Origin of the sequence: Streptomyces massasporeus (assembly GCF_014648995.1) — a bacterium.
GTDB classification, from domain to species: Bacteria; Actinomycetota; Actinomycetes; order Streptomycetales; family Streptomycetaceae; genus Streptomyces; species Streptomyces massasporeus.
In genome coordinates, this window is sequence record NZ_BMSE01000021.1 from 75,900 (window position 1) to 96,068 (window position 20,169).

The 20,169-nt window shown below is 70.9% G+C and carries 19 protein-coding genes; 9 read left to right on the forward strand and 10 right to left on the reverse strand.

Annotated features, from left to right (window positions below; translation table 11 throughout):
- Positions 1-29 precede the first annotated feature (29 nt).
- A complete protein-coding gene (locus IE153_RS33810; protein WP_229829300.1) occupies positions 30-1,316 on the reverse strand; it encodes an ion channel protein in 1,287 nt (428 codons plus the stop codon).
- A 99-nt stretch (positions 1,317-1,415) separates the two neighbouring features.
- Between IE153_RS33810 and IE153_RS33815 the strand changes: the two genes are divergently transcribed.
- Entirely contained in the window at positions 1,416-2,177 is a 762-nt protein-coding gene (locus tag IE153_RS33815) for a MerR family transcriptional regulator (protein WP_189593537.1), read from the forward strand.
- A 19-nt stretch (positions 2,178-2,196) separates the two neighbouring features.
- On the opposite strand, the gene IE153_RS33820 is transcribed toward IE153_RS33815, so the two are convergent.
- The gene (locus IE153_RS33820) at positions 2,197-2,562 is read right to left on the reverse strand and encodes a YbjQ family protein (RefSeq protein WP_097218607.1); all 366 of its coding nucleotides are present in this window, start codon (positions 2,560-2,562) and stop codon (positions 2,197-2,199) included.
- A 134-nt stretch (positions 2,563-2,696) separates the two neighbouring features.
- Between IE153_RS33820 and IE153_RS33825 the strand changes: the two genes are divergently transcribed.
- The gene (locus IE153_RS33825; protein WP_189593538.1) at positions 2,697-3,614 is read left to right on the forward strand and encodes a DedA family protein; all 918 of its coding nucleotides are present in this window, start codon (positions 2,697-2,699) and stop codon (positions 3,612-3,614) included.
- Between the two features lie 100 nt (positions 3,615-3,714).
- On the opposite strand, the gene IE153_RS33830 is transcribed toward IE153_RS33825, so the two are convergent.
- Both IE153_RS33830 and IE153_RS33835 read right to left on the reverse strand, forming a co-directional pair.
- Positions 3,715-5,412: a threonine/serine exporter family protein gene (locus IE153_RS33830; protein ID WP_189593539.1), complete on the reverse strand. Its 1,698-nt coding sequence runs from the start codon at positions 5,410-5,412 to the stop codon at positions 3,715-3,717.
- 119 nt (positions 5,413-5,531) lie between these two features.
- Complete coding sequence (locus IE153_RS33835) at positions 5,532-6,023, reverse strand: inorganic diphosphatase (RefSeq protein ID WP_003975424.1); 492 nt, start codon at positions 6,021-6,023, stop codon at positions 5,532-5,534.
- 79 nt (positions 6,024-6,102) lie between these two features.
- On the opposite strand from IE153_RS33835, the gene dacB reads away from it, so the two are divergent.
- The 6 genes from dacB to folE all read left to right on the forward strand — a co-directional run bounded on the left by dacB (position 6,103) and on the right by folE (position 13,723).
- Positions 6,103-7,689 carry a D-alanyl-D-alanine carboxypeptidase/D-alanyl-D-alanine endopeptidase gene (dacB, locus tag IE153_RS33840; protein ID WP_189593540.1) on the forward strand — a complete coding sequence of 529 codons (1,587 nt, stop codon included), beginning with the start codon at positions 6,103-6,105 and terminating at the stop codon, positions 7,687-7,689.
- A 91-nt stretch (positions 7,690-7,780) separates the two neighbouring features.
- Positions 7,781-8,908 (forward strand): zinc-dependent metalloprotease, encoded by a 1,128-nt coding sequence (locus IE153_RS33845; protein WP_189593541.1) that lies wholly within the window; start codon positions 7,781-7,783, stop codon positions 8,906-8,908.
- A 196-nt stretch (positions 8,909-9,104) separates the two neighbouring features.
- Positions 9,105-10,142, forward strand: coding sequence for a tRNA lysidine(34) synthetase TilS (gene tilS, locus IE153_RS33850; RefSeq protein WP_189593542.1), 1,038 nt, complete (start codon positions 9,105-9,107; stop codon positions 10,140-10,142).
- An 83-nt stretch (positions 10,143-10,225) separates the two neighbouring features.
- Positions 10,226-10,765, forward strand: a complete 540-nt coding sequence (gene hpt / locus IE153_RS33855; protein ID WP_229829301.1) for a hypoxanthine phosphoribosyltransferase — start codon at positions 10,226-10,228, stop codon at positions 10,763-10,765.
- Between the two features lie 186 nt (positions 10,766-10,951).
- Positions 10,952-12,991 (forward strand): ATP-dependent zinc metalloprotease FtsH, encoded by a 2,040-nt coding sequence (gene ftsH / locus IE153_RS33860; RefSeq protein WP_189593543.1) that lies wholly within the window; start codon positions 10,952-10,954, stop codon positions 12,989-12,991.
- A 126-nt stretch (positions 12,992-13,117) separates the two neighbouring features.
- The gene (gene folE / locus IE153_RS33865) at positions 13,118-13,723 is read left to right on the forward strand and encodes a GTP cyclohydrolase I FolE (protein ID WP_031106706.1); all 606 of its coding nucleotides are present in this window, start codon (positions 13,118-13,120) and stop codon (positions 13,721-13,723) included.
- A 30-nt stretch (positions 13,724-13,753) separates the two neighbouring features.
- On the opposite strand, the gene IE153_RS33870 is transcribed toward folE, so the two are convergent.
- The 6 genes from IE153_RS33870 to IE153_RS33895 all read right to left on the reverse strand — a co-directional run bounded on the left by IE153_RS33870 (position 13,754) and on the right by IE153_RS33895 (position 18,806).
- Positions 13,754-14,242, reverse strand: a complete 489-nt coding sequence (locus IE153_RS33870; RefSeq protein WP_097218629.1) for a DUF3180 domain-containing protein — start codon at positions 14,240-14,242, stop codon at positions 13,754-13,756.
- Between the two features lie 59 nt (positions 14,243-14,301).
- Positions 14,302-14,913, reverse strand: a complete 612-nt coding sequence (gene folK, locus IE153_RS33875; RefSeq protein WP_189593544.1) for a 2-amino-4-hydroxy-6-hydroxymethyldihydropteridine diphosphokinase — start codon at positions 14,911-14,913, stop codon at positions 14,302-14,304.
- Entirely contained in the window at positions 14,910-15,269 is a 360-nt protein-coding gene (gene folB / locus IE153_RS33880; RefSeq protein WP_031106702.1) for a dihydroneopterin aldolase, read from the reverse strand. Before folB ends, folK begins: the two co-directional genes overlap by 4 nt.
- 236 nt (positions 15,270-15,505) lie before the next feature.
- Complete coding sequence (locus IE153_RS33885) at positions 15,506-16,012, reverse strand: nuclear transport factor 2 family protein (protein WP_189593545.1); 507 nt, start codon at positions 16,010-16,012, stop codon at positions 15,506-15,508.
- A complete protein-coding gene (gene folP, locus IE153_RS33890; protein WP_189593546.1) occupies positions 16,009-16,899 on the reverse strand; it encodes a dihydropteroate synthase in 891 nt (296 codons plus the stop codon). The genes IE153_RS33885 and folP overlap by 4 nt, the downstream gene beginning before the upstream one ends.
- Positions 16,900-16,970: 71 nt before the next feature.
- Positions 16,971-18,806: a phosphatidylglycerol lysyltransferase domain-containing protein gene (locus IE153_RS33895; protein WP_189593547.1), complete on the reverse strand. Its 1,836-nt coding sequence runs from the start codon at positions 18,804-18,806 to the stop codon at positions 16,971-16,973.
- 230 nt (positions 18,807-19,036) lie between these two features.
- Between IE153_RS33895 and IE153_RS33900 the strand changes: the two genes are divergently transcribed.
- The gene (locus IE153_RS33900; RefSeq protein ID WP_189593548.1) at positions 19,037-20,155 is read left to right on the forward strand and encodes an alpha/beta hydrolase; all 1,119 of its coding nucleotides are present in this window, start codon (positions 19,037-19,039) and stop codon (positions 20,153-20,155) included.
- The last annotated feature ends 14 nt before the right edge of the window (positions 20,156-20,169 follow it).

The following is a 20,169-nucleotide window of genomic DNA, read 5'->3' on the forward strand; positions in this document are numbered from 1 at the left end:
CCAGGGGTGGGTTCGGGAGAGGGGTGGGCTCATCGGACCGACGTGCCGTCCTTGCGCAGTTGCATCTGGGGCCGGCCCGTGACCAGCAGCCAGGCCGGCAGCGAGGCGACGCAGAGCAGGGCGACGACCCCCGGCTCGGCGACCAGCACCGCTGCGACGAACAGGCTGATCCAGCCCTGCCGCGTGATCGCCAGCAGCACCCCGAGCACACCGGCGGACACCCCCACGGAGGGATGGACCCCGGACACCAGGGCCTGCGCGCACAGGCCGAGGGCGGTGCCGACGAACACGGCGGGGAAGATCCGCCCGCCGCGGAAACCGCAGGACGCGGCGACGACCAGCGCGGCCAGCTTCACCACCGTCATGACGGCGAACTCACCGGCCGACCAGCCGTCCGGGTCGTGCGCCAGCGTGGCGATCTCGTCGAGTCCCTTGAACAACGTCAGATGGCCGCCCAGGGCCGCGAGAGCGCCGAGCACGACCCCGCCCGCCGGGAGCATCAGCATCGGATGCCGCAGCCGCCGGAACGCGGCGTGGACGTACGGGAACGCGCGAACGGCTCCCATGCCGAGCAGCGCGCCCACGGAGGCGACCACCACCGCCGCGAGGAGGTCCGCCCAGCCCGCGTCGCCGAACGACGGCAGGTCCAGGTCGAAGCTCGGGTGATCGAGGAGGGAGACGGTCAGGGACCCGGCGGCCGCGGCGGTCAGCGGCGCGAAGAGGTTGTCCCACAGCAATCCGCGCGTCTCCTGCCGGCTCAGCACCTCGGAGATCACCAGGGCGGCCGCCACGGGCGTGCCGAACAGCGCGCCGATGGTCGCCGCCTCCGCAAGTGCCGGCCAGATCCGGCCGGGAGCCCGGGGGATGAACCGGCCGCCCAGCCAGACCGCCAGGGCGACGTTCGTGGTGATGATCGGGTTCTCGGGGCCGAGACTCGGGCCGCCCGCCAGCATCAGCACGTTCGCCAGCAGCAGCCCGGGGATCACCAGGGGCGGCAGGACGGGGGCGTCCAGACCGACGGTGGCGGGATCGGGGCCCGCGTGCCCCGGGACCTTCCACACCACCAGCCCGACCGCGATGCCGGTCGCGACGAGGACCACGAACATCCACGCCACGGAGTACCGGCCGATCCCGAGCGCGTCCGGCACGGCCTCCCACAGCACGTCCTGGAGCTGGTCGGCGGCGGCCTCCACCCCCACCAGGATCAGGGCGGAGACCACGCCCACGGTGACGGCGGGCACGATCGACGGCAGCAGGGTGCGGGCGGGAGTCGACGGGGTGACGGAGGGCGTCTGGTCTTCGGAGTCCTGGACCACGGGCACACGATAAACGGATCAAACGGTATAAACGGGAAACACGCTTGCACCTCACGTGGCGTGAGGCCCGACCGTGGAGCGCGGAAGAAGGGAGCGGAAGTGAACTACGCGGTGGGACAGGTCGCGGGCTTCGCCGGTGTCACGGTGCGCACGCTGCACCACTACGACGACATCGGCCTGCTCGTCCCGAGCGAACGCAGCCACGCGGGCCACCGGCGCTACAGCGACGCCGACCTCGACCGGCTGCAGCAGATCCTGTTCTACCGGGCGCTCGGCTTCCCGCTCGAGGAGGTCGCCGCCCTGCTCGACGACCCGGACGCGGATCCGCGCGCGCACCTGCGCCGCCAGCACGAACTGCTGACCGCCCGGATCGAGAAGCTGCGGAAGATGGCGGCGGCCGTGGAGCACGCCATGGAGGCACGCACGATGGGACTCAATCTCACGCCCGAGGAGAGGTTCGAGGTCTTCGGGGACAACGACCCGGAGCAGTACGCGCAGGAAGTGGAGGAGCGCTGGGGCGGCACCGACGAGTACGCCGACTCGCAGCGCCGCACCGCGAGCTACACCAAGGAGGACTGGAAGCGCATCCAGGCCGAGGCCGCCGACTGGGGCGAGCGCTACGGCGCCCTGATGGCGGTGGGCGAGCCGCCCACCGGCGAGGCGGCCATGACCCTGGCGGAGGAGCACCGGCAGCACATCTGCACGTGGTTCTACGAGTGCTCCTACGAGATCCACCGCTGCCTCGGCGAGATGTACGTCTCCGACGAGCGGTTCAAGGCGTTCTACGAGGTGCTGCGCCCGGGCCTCGCCGAGCACCTGAGGGACGCGATCGTCGCGAACGCGGCACGTCACACCTCCTGATCCCCGGCCCGGGAGTGCCTCACTCCCGGGTCAGGACCACCGCCGTGCCGTACGCGCACACCTCGGTGCCCACGTCGGCCGCCTCCGTCACATCGAAGCGGAACGCGAGGATGCCGTTGGCGCCACGCGTGCGTGCCTGTTCGATGAGCCGCTCCATGGCCTGGTTGCGGGTCTGCACGAGCGTCTTGGTGAGCCCGCGCAGCTCGCCGCCGACCATCGACTTCAGTCCGGCGCCGATCTGGCTCCCCACGTGGCGGGAGCGCACGGTCAGGCCGAAGACCTCGCCGATCACCTCCCGCACGTGGTAGCCGGGTACGTCGTTCGTGGTGACGACGAGGACATCGGGCTCCGGGCCCTGTCCGCCGCCGTATTCGTCGATGCCCATGGTTCACAGCTTTGACCGGGGCCGGGCACAGTGCATCCTGAGTACGCCCATGGAACCTGGGCCATGACGGCTGCGTTGATACTTTGAGGCAGCCAGCCCAGCCCGTCCCCCACAGCAGCAGGAGCCACATCCCCGTGACCACGCTTGCGCTCGGCCCCGAGTGGCTCAGCCCGGATTACCTGATCTCCACGTTCAGCCTGCCCGGCATCCTGCTCATCGTCTTCGCGGAGTCCGGTCTCTTCGCGTTCCTGCCGGGTGACTCCCTGCTGTTCACGGCCGGCCTCTTCGTGGCCGAGGGCACCTACATCACCCAGCCGCTGTGGCTGGTCTGCGCGCTGATCGTCCTCGCCGCCGTCATCGGCGACCAAGTGGGCTACATGATCGGCAAGTTCCTGGGCCCGAAGCTGTTCAACCGTCCCAACTCCAAGCTCTTCAAGCAGGAGAACCTGGACAAGGCCCACGAGTTCATGGAGAAGTACGGCCCCAAGGCGATCGTCCTGGCCCGCTTCGTCCCCATCGTGCGCACCTTCGCCCCCATCGTGGCCGGCGCCGGCCGCATGAAGTACCGCACGTTCCTCACGTACAACGTCATCGGTGGCGTCGCCTGGGGCACCGGCGTCACCCTCGCGGGTTACTGGCTCGGCCAGATCGGCTTCATCAAGAAGAACGTCGAACCGATCCTCGTCCTGATCGTCCTGCTCTCCGTGGTCCCGATCATCATCGAGTACCTGCGCGACCGCTCGAAGAAGAAGCGCGCGGCGGCCGAGGCCCCCGCGGAGCGGCAGCAGCACCAGGCCATGGACGACGCGACGACCCAGCTCCGCCGCATCACCCCGGACGACCAGCCGTCCCACCAGCGCCCGCAGCAGCAGCCGTACAACGACCAGAACGGCTACGACGACCAGCAGTACTACAACCAATACCCGCAGGCCCCGGGCTACGGCCAGCAGCAGCCGTACGGGACACAGCAGCAGCCGCACGGCACGCAGCAGCCGTACGGGACGCAGCAGCCGTACGGCACGCAGCAGGGGCCCTACAACAACGGCTACTGAGCCGGCCTTCCCGTGGGGGGCGCGGGGAACTGCGCGAACAGCCCCCACGGGCCCGCGGCCGCCGACGGAGCCACCGCCCCCACGCCGTAGGCACCCGGCGCTAGAAACCCCTGGTGCGCTTGGCGGCCCGCCGCTTTTCCGCGGACCCGATGCGCAGGAACATCCGGGAGATCTCCGACCCGAGGTTCACCCCGATGGCGATGGCCATGGCGAGCGCCACCGCCTTCGACAGCGACACCAGCCCCTCGTCCACCTCGTTCTGGGCGATCGCCAGCAGTCCGAAGTACGTCGCGGAACCCGGCAGAAGCGGCCCGATCGCCGCCGTCGTGTAGGGCAGGGCGGAGGCGAACTGATACCGGGACAGCAACTGCCCGAACAGCCCCACCAGCCCCGCAGCCGCCGCCGTGGACGCCACCGGCGAGATGTCCCCCACGTAGTGCATCGCGCCGTAGACGACCCACGCGACACCGCCGTTCAGGGTCACCCACATCACGGTGGATCGTTCCTGCTGGAGCAGCACCGCGAACGCCAGTGACAGCAGCATCGACGCCCCGATCATCATCACCGGGTCGTCGGAGGCACCGAGCGCCTGGTCGGGGTTGAGCCGTGCGCCCAGCTGCACGCCGAAGTACAGCACCAGCAGCACGCCCGCGACGATGCCGACGAAGAAGTACATGACCTCCAGCAGACGCGCGGACGCGGTGATGTAGAAGCCGGTCAGACCGTCCTGCACACCCGCTACCAGCGCCCGCCCGGGCAGCAGCGCGAACAGCCCACCGGTGATCACCGCCGACGCCTTCACGTCGACGTGGGCCAGCGTCAGCGCGATCCCGATCGCGGCCGGCGGCGTCGCTGCCACGGTGAACTGGTAGAACTCCGGCAGCCCACGCCCCGCGCACAGCCACGCCAGCCGGTCACCGAGCATCGCGCCCAGCGCCGCGGCGACGAACACGACCAGGTCGCCGCCCACGAGCACGGAGGCGGCACCGGCCAGCAGCCCGCTCGCACCGGTCAGCGCCCAGCCGGGGTAGGGGTGCCGGTTACGGCGGATCTCCGCCAGCCGCCGGTAGGCCTCCTCCAGGGAGACGGCCGTCTCGTGGTCGCTGAGGTCGTCCACCAGCTGGTACACGGCCGCCAGCCGCGTGTAGTCGGTGCCCCGGCGGCGCACGGTCCGCGACGCCGTGACCGGGTCGTCGACCAGGGACGGCTGGTACGAGATCGCCAGCAGCGTGAAGGTGACGTTGGGCTCGCAGCGGTCAAGACCGTACGACCGGCAGACGGCGAACATCGCCGCCTCCACGTCCTCGGCGCCCTCACCGCCCGCCAGCAGCAACTCGCCGATACGCAGCGTCAGGTCGAGCACGCGCGGCACCGCCGGCCCGCTCTCGTCGCCGCCGCGCTGGATCGCCTCCGGCGCCGGCCGCTCCGCCACCGGCATGCGCAGCATCGTGCGCATCCGGTCCTGCCAGGGCACGTCCTTGGTCAGGCTGACCACGGGGATCCCGCTCGGCGGCGTGAAGGCCGTCGGGGCGTGCTTCGAGCTGTAGGTGCTCGGCGGGGTGAACGCCGACCCCTCCTGCTCCACCGCGGGCGCCGCATGGACGTCCAGCCCCTGCGGCACGGCGAACTCGGACGTCGTCTCGGACTCCGCGCCGGCCGCTTTGTGCAGAGCCAGCCCGTCGGGGATCGCGAACTCCGACGTCGTCGACATGTCCCCGTCGACGCCGCTCCCGGCCGGAGGCAGGAACGCACTCCTCGCCTCGTCCGACCTCGGCTTGCGGTCCTCCGCGTCCGTCACTGCCTGGCGCTCCCTGTACGACACGTCAGCCTCGTACCCCCCACAGCCTCAGTATGCGCACAGACGGACGAACGGGCCGCACACGCAGGCGTGCGGCCCGTCAGCAACAACAGAGGAGGTCAGTGACCGCCCTGGTCCTTGAACCGCTTGTAGGACCGCTCGATCTCGGCCTCGGCCTCGGTACGGCCCACCCAGTCCGCACCCTCGACCGACTTGCCGGGCTCCAGGTCCTTGTACACCTCGAAGAAGTGCTGGATCTCCAGGCGGTCGAACTCCGACACGTGGTGGATGTCCCGCAGGTGCTCCACACGCGGGTCCGTCGACGGCACGCACAGCAGCTTGTCGTCGCCGCCCGCCTCGTCCGTCATGCGGAACATGCCGATCGCGCGGCAGCGGATCAGACAGCCCGGGAACGTCGGCTCGTCGAGGATGACCAGCGCGTCCAGCGGGTCGCCGTCCTCGCCGAGGGTGTTCTCGACGAAGCCGTAGTCGGTCGGGTAGGCGGTCGAGGTGAAGAGTCGCCGGTCCAGGCGGATACGACCGGTCTCGTGGTCCACCTCGTACTTGTTGCGCGAACCCTTCGGAATCTCGATCGTGACGTCGAACTCCACCGGTGGCTCCTCCATGATCAACACATAGTTCTGGTGGTTAAGTGTCCCTCACGCAGGTGTGTGATCGCGAAAGGGGCTGGTGGTCGTGCCAGAGCTGAGGCCTTGGCGGGCCGCGAAAGCGCACGTGGTGCGCCTCGCGGATGCCGTACGACCACGCCTGGCCCGGGTCGCAGCGGCCACGAAACCACAGGTCGCGCGGCTCGCACGAGCCGGGAAACCGCAGGTCGCGCGGGTCGCGCTGCCGAAGACCTGGCAGTACACCGCGGGTGCCGCCACCGCCGGACTCGCACTCGCCGCCGGTGTGGTGACCGCCGCCGGTCCCTGGGACTCCTCCGGTCAGCGTACGGCCGAGCGGGACCGGGCAGTGGCCCTGGGCCGCGCGGGTGGCACAGATCACGGCAGCGTCCCCGGCGCACCCGGCCGGCCCCGGCCCGCCCCCAGCGCCGGACCCGTGCTGACCGGCCTCGGCGGCGTCAGCACCGTGAAGTCCGCCCCGGAGAGCAAGGCCCTCGCGGGCGCCCTCGACCCCCTGCTGAAGGACCCGGCCCTCGGCTCCCGGCCCGCCGCGGCCGTCATCGACGTGACCACCGGCAGGCGCCTGTACGGCTCCGGCTCCGGCACCGGACTCACCCCCGCCTCCACCACGAAGGTCGCCACGGCCGTCGCCGCACTGTCCGCCATGGGCACCGACCACCGCCTCACCACCCGCGCCGCCCTCGAACCCGACACCAAGGAAGTCGTCCTGGTCGGCGGCGGTGACCCCACCCTCACGGCCCGCGAGAAGGCCGAGGGCTCCGCGAGCCTGCGCACCCTGGCCGCCGGCACGGCCGCCGCCCTCGCCGACCGGGGCGTCCGCGAGGTCACCCTCTCCTACGACACGACCCTCTACGCGGGCGACGAGATGCACCCGATCGGGGTCGACGGCAACCTCGCCCGCGTCACCCCCCTGATGGCCGACGAGGGCCGCACCGACGACTCCACGAGCGGCCCCGTCGAACGCGTGCCCGACCCGGCGGCGGACGCCGCCCGCCGCTTCGGCGACTTCCTGAAGTCCCACGGCATCAAGACCACCGCCCCCGGCCCCTCCAAGGCCACCACCCGCGCCAAGACCCTCGCGACGGTCTCCTCGCCCCCGCTCTCCGCCCTCGTCGAGCGCATGCTGACCAACAGCGACAACGACATCGCCGAAGCCCTCGCCCGCCGGACGGCGATCGCCACCGGCGACCGCGCCGACTTCGCCGGCGCCGGCAAGGCCATCGGCTCCCAGCTGCGGGGGCTCGGCCTCCCCGTCAAGGGCGCCGCCTTCAAGGACGGCAGCGGCCTCAACCGCGCCGACCGGCTCACCCCCGACCTCCTCACCGCCCTGCTCGCCAAGGCCGCCGACCCCTCCCACCCCGAACTCCGCCCGGCCCTCACCGGCCTCCCCGTCGCCGGCTTCACCGGCACCCTGACCACCCGTTACACGGACGGAGCATCCGGCGTCGTCCGCGCCAAGACCGGCACCCTCTCCGGCGTCCACACCCTCGCGGGCACCCTCGTCGACGAGGACGGCCGCCTGCTGGCCTTCGCGTTCATGGCCAACGGCACCGACGGGATCCTCCCCGCCACGACCCAGAAGGCCCTGGACCGGATCGCCACCGCCCTGGCGGCGTGCGGCTGCCGGTGACGGACCCCTCCACCCGCCCGCTCCGGCCGGAGCCGGCCCCCCGGCCCTCGCCGCCCTGCCCCAGCGGCGAGCGCTCACGTACGGTTGACGCATGACGAGCATCGGTGGTGCTTCAACCGGCATGGTCGACTGGAACCTCGCGGTCGCGACCGCGACCCGGCTCGTACGGCCGGGCCCCGAGGTCAGTCGCGACGAGGCCCGCGCCGTCGTCGCGGAGCTGCGCCGGCATGCCAAGGCCTCGGAGGAACACGTCCGCGGATTCACCCGTCTGGGCACCGAGGAGGGCCACGACACCCCCGTCCTGGTCGTCGACCGCCCGGGCTGGATCCGGGCGAACGTCGCCGGGTTCCGGGAAATCCTCCGGCCCCTTCTCGACAAGATGCAGGAACGGCGCGGCGACACCCCGGGCGGCTCGGTCATGAGCGCCGTCGGCGGCAAGGTCACCGGCGTCGAACTGGGCATGCTGCTCTCCTTCCTGTCCTCCCGCGTCCTTGGCCAGTACGAGACCTTCGCCCCCGCCACCCGCGAACTCCCCAGCGGCGGCAACGGCGGCGGCCGGCTCCTGCTCGTCGCCCCGAACATCGTCCACGTCGAGCGCGAACTCGACGTCGACCCACACGACTTCAGGCTCTGGGTCTGCCTGCACGAGGAGACGCACCGCACCCAGTTCACCGCCGTGCCCTGGCTGCGGGACCACCTTGAGGGTGAAATCCAGTCGTTCCTCCAGGAGACCGACGTCGACCCCATGACCGTCCTCGAGCGGGTCCGGGAAGCCGCCCAGACCCTCGCCGGAGGCCGCCCCGAGGCCGAGGAGGACGACGGCGGCCGCTCCCTCGTCGAGATCGTCCAGACCCCCGCCCAGCGCGAGATCCTCGGCCGCCTCACGGCCGTCATGTCCCTGCTGGAAGGCCACGCCGACTTCGTGATGGACGGCGTCGGCCCGTCCGTCGTGCCCTCCGTCGGCGAGATCCGCGAGAAGTTCCAGCAACGCCGTGCCAAGGGCGCCTCCCGCCTCGACCTGGCCCTGCGCAAACTCCTCGGCCTGGACGCCAAACTCCGCCAGTACCGGGACGGCGAACGCTTCGTGAAGGCCGTCGTCAACGAGGTCGGCATGGACGGCTTCAACCGCGTGTGGACCTCGCCCAACACCCTCCCCACCAAGTCGGAGATCGCCAAACCGGCGGACTGGGTCGCGCGGGTGCACCGCAGGGCCGAGTAGTGAACAACGCGGGAAGGTCGTGAAAGGAAAACGGCCGGCGGCAGGCGAACGCCCCTCCAATCACCCGTCCGAGGGACCGTGAGGCAGGGGTAGGCGTGCAATGCTCGGGGAACGGCCCGGTTCTGTCACCATCTACACACTCTGCGTGACCGACACGCGGGCTCACCCCCCGAAAACTTCATGAAGGGAACCGGACATGGGTCCCCATCCTGCGGTCGCGGCGATACGCCTGGCGGTCCGCCGCGTCCTCCACGACCTCCTCACCGAACACCACCGCGCCCCCGCCGCGGTCCCGCACGCCCTCCCGCACGAGCTGCCACCCCCGCCGCTCGTGCTCGTGGCATGCTCCGGCGGCGCCGACTCCATGGCCCTCGCCTCCGCCCTGGCCTTCGAATCCCCCAAACTCGGCATCAGAGCCGGCGGCGTCACCGTCGACCACGGCCTCCAGACCGGCTCCGACGCCCGCGCCGCGGAAGTCGTCCAGCGCCTGCGCGAACTCGGCCTCGACCCCGTCGACTCCGTCGCCGTCACCGTCGGCCGCACCGGCGGACCCGAAGCCGCCGCCCGCGACGCCCGCTACGCCGCACTCGACACCGCCGCCGAACGCCACGGCGCCGCCGCCGTCCTGCTCGGCCACACCCGCGACGACCAGGCCGAAACCGTCCTCCTCGGCCTCGCCCGCGGCTCCGGCATCCGCTCCCTGTCCGGCATGGCCGCGGTCTCGGGGGCCGGCGGCCGCTACCGGCGCCCCTTCCTGGAACTCGACCGGCAGACCGCCCGCAAAGCCTGCATGGTCCAGTCCCTGCCCGTCTGGGACGACCCCCACAACGCCGACCCGGCCTACACCCGCTCCCGGCTGCGCCACGAAGGCCTGCCCGCCCTGGAGAAGGCCCTCGGCAAAGGCGTCGTCGAAGCCCTCGCCCGTACGGCCCAGCTCTCCCGCGACGACGCCGACGCCCTCGACTCCTGGGCCGGCCAGGCCGAGGCCACCGTCCGCGACGCCACCGGACTCCTCGAGTGCGCCAAGCTCTACGCCCTGCCGCCCGCCGTACGCCGCCGCATCCTGCGCCGGGCCGCCATCGCGGCCGGCGCACCCGCCGGCTCACTCTTCGCCCGCCACATCGAGGAAGTCGACCGGCTGATCACCGGCTGGCGCGGTCAGGGAGCCATCAACCTCCCCGGCAAAGTCGTGGCCCAGCGGCAGGGTGGCAGACTGGTGATTCGGCAAGGCTGAACCACGACCCCTCCCCACAGCCTGGCGGAGGGGCCGATCGGCCGGTGGGACGACCGAAAGTGATGCGGGTGGACGCGAAAGACATGGGTGCCGACCTCGAGAAGGTGCTCATCACCAAGGAAGAGATCGACGCCAAGCTGGCCGAGCTGGCAGCGAAGATCGACGCGGAGTACGCGGGCAAGGACCTTCTCATCGTCGGAGTCCTCAAGGGCGCGGTGATGGTCATGGCCGACCTCGCCAGGGCGCTGTCCACCCCCGTCACCATGGACTGGATGGCCGTATCCTCGTACGGGGCGGGCACCCAGTCCTCCGGTGTGGTGCGGATCCTCAAGGACCTCGACACCGACATCAAGGGCAAGCACGTCCTGATCGTCGAAGACATCATCGACTCCGGCCTGACCCTGTCCTGGCTGCTCTCCAACCTCGGCTCGCGCGAGCCCGCCTCCCTCAAGGTGTGCACGCTGCTGCGCAAGCCCGAGGCCGCGAAGGTCGCCATCGACGTGGAATGGGTCGGCTTCGACATCCCCAACGAATTCGTCGTGGGCTACGGCCTCGACTACGCCGAGAAGTACCGCAACCTCCCGTTCGTCGGTACGCTCGCGCCCCACGTGTACGGCGGCTGAAACCCCGGCCGCAGTGCCGTCACGGTGATCGGGAACCCCAGCGGGCTTCCCGCCGTTGGAGCAGGCGTAGGCGGATCGCCAGCCGTCCCACGCGGCTTCAGGTGACAATGCTGGGGTACCGTCCGAAGAACAGTCTTTATCAAACTCACTATGGCAGGAGGGACGGGGCGGCACCGCTCCGTATGGATGGACGTGAAGCGATACTTCCGTGGGCCGGTCATGTGGATCGTGCTGGCCGTCCTTGCCGTGGTCGTGTTGATGCAGGTCGTCGGCTCGTCCGGCGGCTACAAGACGGTGGACACCGGCCAGGTCGTCCAGGCGATCAACCAGAACAAGGTCGAGTCGGCCAAGCTGACCACCGGTGACGAGCAGACCATCAAGGCCACGCTCAAAGACGGTGTGAAGGTCGAGGGCAGCTCGAAGATCCAGGCGAGCTACATCGGCGACCAGGGCGTCGACATCGCCAACACGCTGCAGAACAAGTACCAGGACAAGCAGATCCCGGACGGCTACACCGTTTCGCCGTCCAAGCAGAACCCGTTCGTCGGCATCCTGCTCTCCCTGCTGCCCTTCGTGCTGATCGTGGTCGTGTTCCTGTTCCTGATGAATCAGATGCAGGGCGGCGGCTCCCGGGTCATGAACTTCGGGAAGTCCAAGGCGAAGCTCATCACCAAGGACACCCCCAAGACCACCTTCTCCGACGTCGCCGGATCCGACGAGGCCGTCGAGGAACTCCACGAGATCAAGGAGTTCCTCCAGGAGCCGGCCAAGTTCCAGGCCGTCGGCGCCAAGATCCCCAAGGGCGTCCTGCTCTACGGGCCTCCCGGCACCGGCAAGACCCTGCTCGCGCGCGCCGTCGCGGGCGAGGCGGGCGTCCCCTTCTACTCGATCTCCGGTTCCGACTTCGTCGAGATGTTCGTCGGTGTCGGTGCCTCCCGAGTCCGTGACCTGTTCGAGCAGGCCAAGGCGAACGCCCCGGCGATCGTCTTCGTCGACGAGATCGACGCGGTCGGCCGCCACCGCGGCGCCGGCCTCGGCGGCGGTCACGACGAGCGCGAGCAGACCCTGAACCAGCTCCTCGTCGAGATGGACGGCTTCGACGTCAAGGGCGGCGTGATCCTCATCGCCGCGACGAACCGACCCGACATCCTCGACCCGGCGCTGCTGCGCCCCGGCCGTTTCGACCGGCAGATCGCCGTCGACCGCCCGGACATGCAGGGCCGCCTGGAGATCCTCAAGGTCCACCAGAAGGGCAAGCCGGTCGCGCCGGACGTCGACCTGTCGGCCATGGCCCGCCGTACGCCCGGCATGACGGGTGCCGATCTGGCCAACGTCCTGAACGAGGCCGCCCTGCTGACGGCCCGCAGCGACCAGAAGCTGATCGACAACCACATGCTGGACGAGGCGATCGACCGTGTGGTCGCGGGCCCGCAGAAGCGGACCCGGATCATGTCGGACAAGGAGAAGAAGATCACCGCGTACCACGAGGGCGGACACGCCCTGGTCGCGGCGGCTTCGCCGAACTCCGACCCCGTCCACAAGATCACGATCCTGTCGAGAGGCCGCGCCCTCGGCTACACGATGGTGCTGCCGGACGAGGACAAGTACTCCACCACGCGCAACGAGATGCTGGACCAGCTGGCCTACATGCTGGGCGGCCGCGCGGCCGAGGAGCTCGTCTTCCATGACCCGACCACGGGTGCCGCCAACGACATCGAGAAGGCCACGGGCCTGGCCCGCGCGATGGTCACGCAGTACGGCATGACCGAGCGTCTCGGCGCGATCAAGTTCGGTGGCGACAACACCGAGCCCTTCCTCGGCCGTGAGATGTCTCACCAGCGCGACTACTCGGAAGAGGTCGCCGCGCTCGTGGACGAAGAGGTCAAGAAGCTCATCGAGACCGCGCACAACGAGGCCTGGGAGATCCTGGTCGAGAACCGCGACGTCCTCGACAACCTCGTGCTGCAGCTGCTGGAGAAGGAGACGCTGGGCAAGGAGCAGATCGCCGAGATCTTCGCCCCCATCGTCAAGCGCCCGCCCAGGCCCGCCTGGACCGGCTCCTCCCGCCGCACGCCCTCCACCCGTCCTCCGGTCCTCTCCCCCAAGGAGCTGGCCCTGACGAACGGTGCGAACGGCGCGACGCCGGCCATCTCCACCGCGAAGAGCACCGCGGCGGAGCCCGCCCCGGCGCCCGAGCGGACCCCGGAGGACCGCCCCGAGAGCTGACCGAGCTCTCCCGGCGGCCCACCGCCCCGGAATGGATGCCGCGCCCCCCAGGTTTTAGCCTGGGGGGCGCGGCTTTTCGCCATTTCCGCAGGCCGCCCCGTGAAGGACACAGGAACGAGGCATCAGATGACCGACCCCGTGACGCTGGACGGCGCCGGCCATATCGGCGAGTTCGACGAGAAGCGCGCCGAGAACGCCGTACGCGAACTCCTGATCGCGGTCGGAGAGGACCCGGACCGCGAGGGCCTCCGGGAGACGCCGGCGCGGGTGGCGCGGGCGTACAAGGAGATATTCGCGGGTCTGTGGCAGCAGCCCGAGGACGTGCTGACGACGACGTTCGACATCGGGCACGACGAGATGGTCCTGGTGAAGGACATCGAGGTGTACTCGACCTGTGAGCACCATCTCGTACCGTTCCGGGGCGTCGCGCACGTCGGGTACATCCCGGCCACCAGCGGCAAGATCACCGGGCTGTCCAAGCTGGCCCGGCTCGTGGACGTCTACGCCCGCCGCCCGCAGGTGCAGGAACGACTCACCACGCAGATCGCGGACTCCCTGATGGAGATCCTGGAGCCGCGCGGAGTCATCGTGGTCGTCGAGTGCGAGCACATGTGCATGTCGATGCGCGGGATCCGCAAGCCGGGCGCCAAGACGCTGACGTCGGCCGTGCGGGGGCAGCTGCGGGACATGGCGACGCGGAACGAGGCGATGAGCCTCATCATGGCCCGCTGAGGCCCGCCGAACCCTCGCTGGAGCCCTGCGTCAGACCGTCGGAGCAACCCCCGTGCCGTCGTTCTCGTCGTCCTCGGGGAGTTTGCAGACGCGTTCCAGGAAGATCGCTGCCGCTATGACGCCGATGCCCGCGAGGACGGAGAGGCCGGCGTAGATGGCCTGGTCGCGGCGGGCGGGGATGTCGAGGGATTCCAGGAGGAAGACGCCGGTGCCGCCGTACATGCCGGCGACCAGGGCGGCGACCAGGGCGCTGGCGTGGCCGAAGACGACCGCGCGGGCCGCCATGAGGGGGTCGACGCCCTTGGCCTCGGGGCGGCGCTCGCGCTGGGCCTTGAGGCGGGCGCGGATCGAGAGTGCCGTGGCCAGCAGGACCACGGCGATCACGGCGAGGACGATGGGGGCGGCCAGGGGGACGCTCGGGAGTGTTCCGACCGAGTTCCACAGGCGGGCGCCCGCCCAGGACAGGATGCCGGCCACGACGAAGACGGCGGCCAGCACCCTGATACGCAGCTCTCTCACGGTGTCCCTTCGGTTCCCCCGGCTTCCGGCCCGGTTCGCGGCCGTCTTGACCTTAACGGCTACTCGGGCAGCCGGAGTTCCAGGTCCTGGCGCGGCGCCACACCGTCGCGGGTGACGGTGTCCAGGAGGCCGGAGACGGGTCCGCGGCCGGGCAGCTGCGCCTCGGGGTCGAGGTCGTGCCAGGGGGCCAGGACGAAGGCGCGCTCGTGGGCGCGGGGGTGGGGGAGGGTGAGCTGCGGGTCGTCGGAGACGACGTCGGCGTAGGAGACGATGTCGACGTCGAGGGTGCGGGGGCCCCAGTGTTCGTCCCGGACGCGGTGGAAGGCCTCCTCGACCGCGTGGGCGCGCTCCAGGAGCGAGGACGGCGGGAGGGTGGTCTTGAGGACCACGACGGCGTTGAAGTAGGCGGGCTGGCTGCCGGGGTCGACGCCCCAGGGCTCGGTCTCGTAGACGGGGGAGACGCCCTTGATGCGCAGGCCGGGCGTGTCGCCGAGGGCGTCGACGGCCCCCTGGAGGGTCTCCAGGCGGTTGCCGAGGTTGGAGCCGAGGGCGACCACGGCCCATTTGGGATTGGACAGGGTCGTGTCGGCGGCGTCGACCTTCTCGACGACGGAGGCGGGTACCGGCTGTACGGTCGGGTCGCTGGGACCCTGGATGAAGGGCGCGGTCATGCTCGGCTCCGGGTGATGGTGACGGTCACGTCGTCGAAGGGGACGGTGATCGGGGCGTCCGGTTTGTGGACGCAGACCTCGACCTCCTGTACTCCCTCGTGCTTCAGACAGACCTGGGCGATGCGCTCGGCGAGCGTCTCGATGAGGTCGACGGGCTCGCCCTGGACGACGGCCACGACCTCCTCCGCCACGATGCCGTAGTGCACGGTCTTCGCCAGGTCGTCGTCGGCCGCGGCCGGTCGGGTGTCGAGGCCGAGGACGAGGTCCACGATGAAGGTCTGGCCCTCTTCGCGTTCCCTGGGGAACACGCCGTGGTGCCCGCGGGCCTTCAGGCCGCGCAGCGCGACACGATCCACGCGAATCACTCCTGCAATCGTCGGTCAGGGCCGGTCGGTGCCGTGTGCGGTCGGCACACCGGCCTCGGTCGAATCTACCTGCGCGCACGGACGGGGCCGGGCCACGGGGTGGGGGCTGTGGCCGGGCCCGGCAGGATTCATCCAGCGTTTCCCCTGGGGAATCCGTCGGTGCACAGGTTGGTAGCCGCCCCTACCCGGGCGTCCGTGATTCCAACCACTTCCTGCCGCCTACCCACTCAGGCGGGGGTGTCGTCCTGTTCGTCCTCGTCGGTTTCCGCCAGGACGGGGGAAGCGTGGTGCGACCAGAGTTTCCACCCCTGGGGCGTGCGCCGGAACACGTTGGTGGCGACCACGAGCTGCCCGACGAGCGGGCCGAGCTCCTCGCCGGCTCCTTCGGGGGCGGGGCCGCCGCTGAGGATGTTCTCGGTGCAGTTGACCAGGGCGGTGTCGCCGGTGACGGAGACGTGCACGTCGGTGAGGAAGAACTGGATGTAGTCGGTGTTCGCCATGATCAGCGCGTACGACCGGAGGACTTCGCCGCGGCCGGTGAGGGCGGGCCAGCCGGGGTGGACGCAGGAGACCACGCCGGTGTCGGCCGGGTCGTGGTACGACTCGTCGACGCCCAGGTCGGCGGGGGTCAGCCAGAGCGACGCCAGTTCCTCGAAGTCGCCCTGTTCCAGTGCCTCGTAGAAGGCGGTGTTGGCGGCCTCGACCTGCTCGACGTCGGTGTGCGGGGCGCTCACCGGGCTCCTTCTGCGCCGGTGCTCGTGCTGCGCGCCCCCGCGATGGCGCGGGCGACCCGGACGGCGTCGGCGGTGGCGCGTACCTCGTGGACGCGGACCGCCCAGGCGCCGGCGTGTGCGGCGAGTGCGGAGACGGCGGCGGTGGCGGCGTCGCGTTCGCGTGCGGGGGGTGGGGGGCCGTCGGGGCCGGCGAGGACGCGGCCGAGGAAGCGTTTGCGGCTGGCGGCGACGAGCAGCGGGTGGCCGAGGGTGAGGACCCGGTCGAGGCCGGCGAGGAGGGCGAGGTCGTGTCCGGCGTCCTTGGAGAAGCCGAGGCCGGGGTCGACGACGACGTGCTCGGGGGCGATGCCTCCGGCCAGGACGGCTTCCACGCGCGCGTGCAGCTCGTCGACGACTTCGGTGACGACGTCGGTGTACTCGCCCCGGACGTTGCCGCCCTGGAGGAAGCCGCGCCAGTGCATGACGACGAAGGGGGCGCCGGCGTCGGCGACGGCCGGGATCATGCGGGGGTCGGCGAGGCCGCCGCTGACGTCGTTGACGAGGGCGGCCCCGGCCGCGAGGGCCCGTTCGGCGACGGAGGCGCGCATGGTGTCGACGGAGACGGTGACGCCTTCGGACGCCAGGCCGCGGACGACGGGGACGACGCGGCGCAGTTCCTCGTCCTCGTCGACGCGGGTGGCACCGGGGCGGGTGGATTCGCCGCCCACGTCGACCAGGTCGGCGCCTTCGGTGACCAGGTCGAGGCCGCGTTTGACGGCGGCGGTGGTGTCGAAGAAGCGGCCGCCGTCGGAGAAGGAGTCGGGGGTGACGTTCACGACTCCCATGACCGCGCAGCGGTCCCATTCCGGTAGGCCCGCCACGCGCCCGCGTCCGCTCTGGTTGCTCATATGTTCAGCGTAGGCCCCGGCGGGGGCCGTCAGGCGCTGCGGCCCGGGCGACGGCCCTGCGGGAGGCGGGGTCATGCCGCCCGGACGTCCCGTTCGGCGGTGGTGGCGTGGGCGCAGGGGCGGGGGGTGGCCAGGCGCCGGCGGCGCAGGAAGCGCGGCAGGGGCAGGGCGAGGGTGACGAAGCCCTCGGCCTGCATGGCGGCGAAGCCGATGCGGGGCAGGTCGGCGGAGGCGCGGTAGACGACGAAGCGGGGCTCCCAGCGTGGCTGGAACTTGGCGTTGAACTTGTAGAGGGACTCGATCTGGAACCAGCGGGAGAGGAAGACGAGCAGTCCGCGCCAGGCGCGCAGCACGGGTCCGGCGCCGATCTTCTCGCCGCGGGCGAGGGCGGCGCGGAACATGGCGAAGTTGAGGGAGACGCGTGCGATGCCCAGTTTGGGGGCGGCCTGGAGGGAGGCCACGATGAGCAGTTCGTTCATGCCGGGGTCGGCCGAGCGGTCGCGGCGCATCAGGTCCAGGGAGACGGCGTTGGTGCCCCAGGGCACGAAGTGCAGGATCGCCTTGAGGTCGCCGTAGGGGCCGGGGTGCTCGTCCTGTTTGTGGGCGGTGGCGATGAGGCAGTCGCCGTCGGCGGGGTCGCCGACGCGGCCCAGGGCCATGGAGAAGCCGCGTTCGGTGTCGGTGCCGCGCCAGTCGTCGGCGGCCTGGCGGATGCGCTCCAGTTCGGCTTCGCCGAGGTCACGGACACGGCGTACCCGGGTTTCGTAACCGGCGCGCTCGATGCGCTTGACCATCTGGCGCACGTTGCGCATCGCGCGGCCGGCGAGGGAGAAATCCGCGACGTCCACCACCGCCTCGTCGCCCAGTTCGAGGGCGTCGAGTCCGGTCTCGCGGGTCCACACCTCGCCGCCGGTCTCGGAGCAGCCCATGACGGCGGGGGTCCAGGAGTGGGCCTTGGCCTCGTCCATGAAGCGTTCGATGGCGCCGGGCCAGGCCTCGACGTCGCCGATCGGGTCGCCGCTGGCGAGCATCACGCCGGAGACGACGCGGTAGGTCACGGCCGCCTTGCCGCTGGGGGAGAAGACGACGGCCTTGTCGCGGCGCAGGGCGAAGTGGCCGAGGGAGTCGCGGCGTCCGTGCTTGTCCAGCAGGGTGCGCAGTTGGGCCTCGTCCTCCTCGGTGAGCTGTGCGGCCGGGTGCTCGGGGCGGAAGGCCAGGTAGATGGTGGTGACGGCGGTGAGCAGGCCGAGGGCGCCGAGGGAGAAGGCGACGGTCCAGGAGGTGTCGCCCTGGTAGTCGACGGGGCCTTCGAAGCCGAAGAGGCCGTAGATGACGTGGGTGATGCGGTCGGCGAGGCTGGGGTCGCCGATGATGTGCTCGCCGTGGACGCTGACGATGAGCAGGCCGAGCAGGAGTGAACCGGCGCTCATGAGGACGAAGTTGGCGAGGGCCCGCCAGCGGCTGCGCGGGTCGGGCAGGGCGTTGAACTGGTCGCGGTGGCGCAGCAGGGGTGCGAGCAGGGCCAGGGAGATCAGTGTGCCGGCGAGCGAGTGCCGGTAGGTGAACTGCGCGACGGCGCCGGCGGGCAGGAGCGCCACCGCTGCTCGCCAGGCCCGGCGCTTGCCGCGCTTGAGGCCGTGGGCGAGGAGCAGCAGCAGCACGCCGGTGCTGAGGGACAGGGCGGCCGCGAACGGGCCGAGCGCGCCGGGCAGGACCTCGGCGATGGCGTGCATCCTGCTGTGCCGGAAGCGGGGGAAGACGCCCGCGGCGATGTCCAGGACGCCCACCAGGGCGCAGGCTCTGCCGACGAGGACGGGGACGGCTTCGGGGCGTGGCCCGCGCAGTATCCGGCGCATCCGGCCCGGACGGGCCGTGCCGCTGCTGCGACTCGGAACCTCGCCCGACATTTCCTCATCTGTCCTGACAGACATCGCATCCCGTAGTTCTGCGAGAGACCTTGGATCCGGTGCCGATTCGGGCATCCGGCGACATTGCGCCCTCTAGGACGGTGTCTTGGGGGAAGAGGTTCACTCCCCACGTCAAAGCCGTTTCAAAGGCCGAGGAAAGTCCGGGACAAGCCCTTGCGAAGGTGTGAGCGCGAGGGCCCGGGCGGAGAGCGCGAGCAGGTAACCGACGTATGGGTCTGACGAGCAACAAGATGCTGGTCCTGGCGGTGCTGTCCGCCGTGCTGCTGTTCGCCGGCACCGTCTGGGTCTGGCCACGGCTGGCCCGGCGCAGTTGGCGGGCCGTGGGCGGGCGGGTCGGTCTGCTGCTGGGCACGCAGCTGGCGCTGTTCGCCGCGGTGGGCCTCGCGGCCAACCAGGCCTTCGGGTTCTACGCGAGCTGGGCCGATCTGTTCGGGCAGGAGAAGGACCAGGGGGTGGTCGTCGACCACACGCCGGGCGGCGGCCCGCTGGAGGTGGTGGGTTCGCGCCGGGTGCCGGGGGCGGGCGGTGCGCTGCCGCAGGCCGGCGGGCGGGTTCAGCAGGTCGACATCGTGGGCCGCACGACCCGTATCGCCACGCCCGCGTACGTCTATCTGCCGCCGGAGTACTTCCAGCCGCGGTACCGCACCCACCGGTTCCCGACCGCCGTCGTGCTGACCGGCTATCCGGGTACGGCGTCGGCGCTGGTGGAGAAGCTGCGTTATCCGCGTACGGCTCTGGAGCTGGCGCGGGCGGGCCGGGCGAAGCCGATGATCCTGGTGATGCTGCGGCCGACGGTGGCGCCGCCCCGGGACACGGAGTGCGTCGACATACCGGGAGGGCCGCAGACCGAGTCGTTCTTCGCGAAGGATCTCCCCGACGCGTTGCGCACGCACTACAGGGTGGCCGAAAAGCCGGGCGGCCTCGGCATCATCGGCAACTCCACGGGTGGCTACTGCGCGTTGAAGATCGCCCTGCACCATCCCGATGTGTACGCGGCGGGGGCGGGCTTGTCCGCGTACTACAAGGCGCCGATCGACGCGACGACGGGCGATCTCTTCCAGGGCGACAAGGCGCTGCGCAATCGCGCCGACCTGCGGTGGTACGTCGCGCACATGCCCGCTCCCGATACGTCCCTGCTGGTCAGCAGCAGCAAGCAGGGAGAGGGCAACTACAAGGAGACGCTGAGGTTCATCGAGGGGGTGGAGGCCAACGGGCGGACGCGGATCTCGTCGATCATCCTCGAAAGCGGCGGCCACAACTTCAACACCTGGCGGCGTGAGATTCCGGCGGCGCTGGAGTGGATGAGCGGGCGGCTGGACGGACGTTGAAAATGATCTTGGGA

Excerpts from the sequence above, each read along its gene's own strand:
- folP (WP_189593546.1), bottom strand. The coding sequence starts at position 16,899 with ATGAGCAACCAGAGCGGACGCGGGCGCGTGGCGGGCCTACCGGAATGG.
- tilS (WP_189593542.1), top strand. The coding sequence starts at position 9,105 with ATGGGTCCCCATCCTGCGGTCGCGGCGATACGCCTGGCGGTCCGCCGC.
- folK (WP_189593544.1), bottom strand. The coding sequence starts at position 14,913 with ATGACCGCGCCCTTCATCCAGGGTCCCAGCGACCCGACCGTACAGCCG.
- IE153_RS33820 (WP_097218607.1), bottom strand. The coding sequence starts at position 2,562 with ATGGGCATCGACGAATACGGCGGCGGACAGGGCCCGGAGCCCGATGTC.
- IE153_RS33845 (WP_189593541.1), top strand. The coding sequence starts at position 7,781 with ATGACGAGCATCGGTGGTGCTTCAACCGGCATGGTCGACTGGAACCTC.
- folE (WP_031106706.1), top strand. The coding sequence starts at position 13,118 with ATGACCGACCCCGTGACGCTGGACGGCGCCGGCCATATCGGCGAGTTC.
- IE153_RS33900 (WP_189593548.1), top strand. The coding sequence starts at position 19,037 with ATGGGTCTGACGAGCAACAAGATGCTGGTCCTGGCGGTGCTGTCCGCC.
- IE153_RS33895 (WP_189593547.1), bottom strand. The coding sequence starts at position 18,806 with ATGTCGGGCGAGGTTCCGAGTCGCAGCAGCGGCACGGCCCGTCCGGGC.
- hpt (WP_229829301.1), top strand. The coding sequence starts at position 10,226 with ATGGGTGCCGACCTCGAGAAGGTGCTCATCACCAAGGAAGAGATCGAC.
- ftsH (WP_189593543.1), top strand. The coding sequence starts at position 10,952 with ATGGACGTGAAGCGATACTTCCGTGGGCCGGTCATGTGGATCGTGCTG.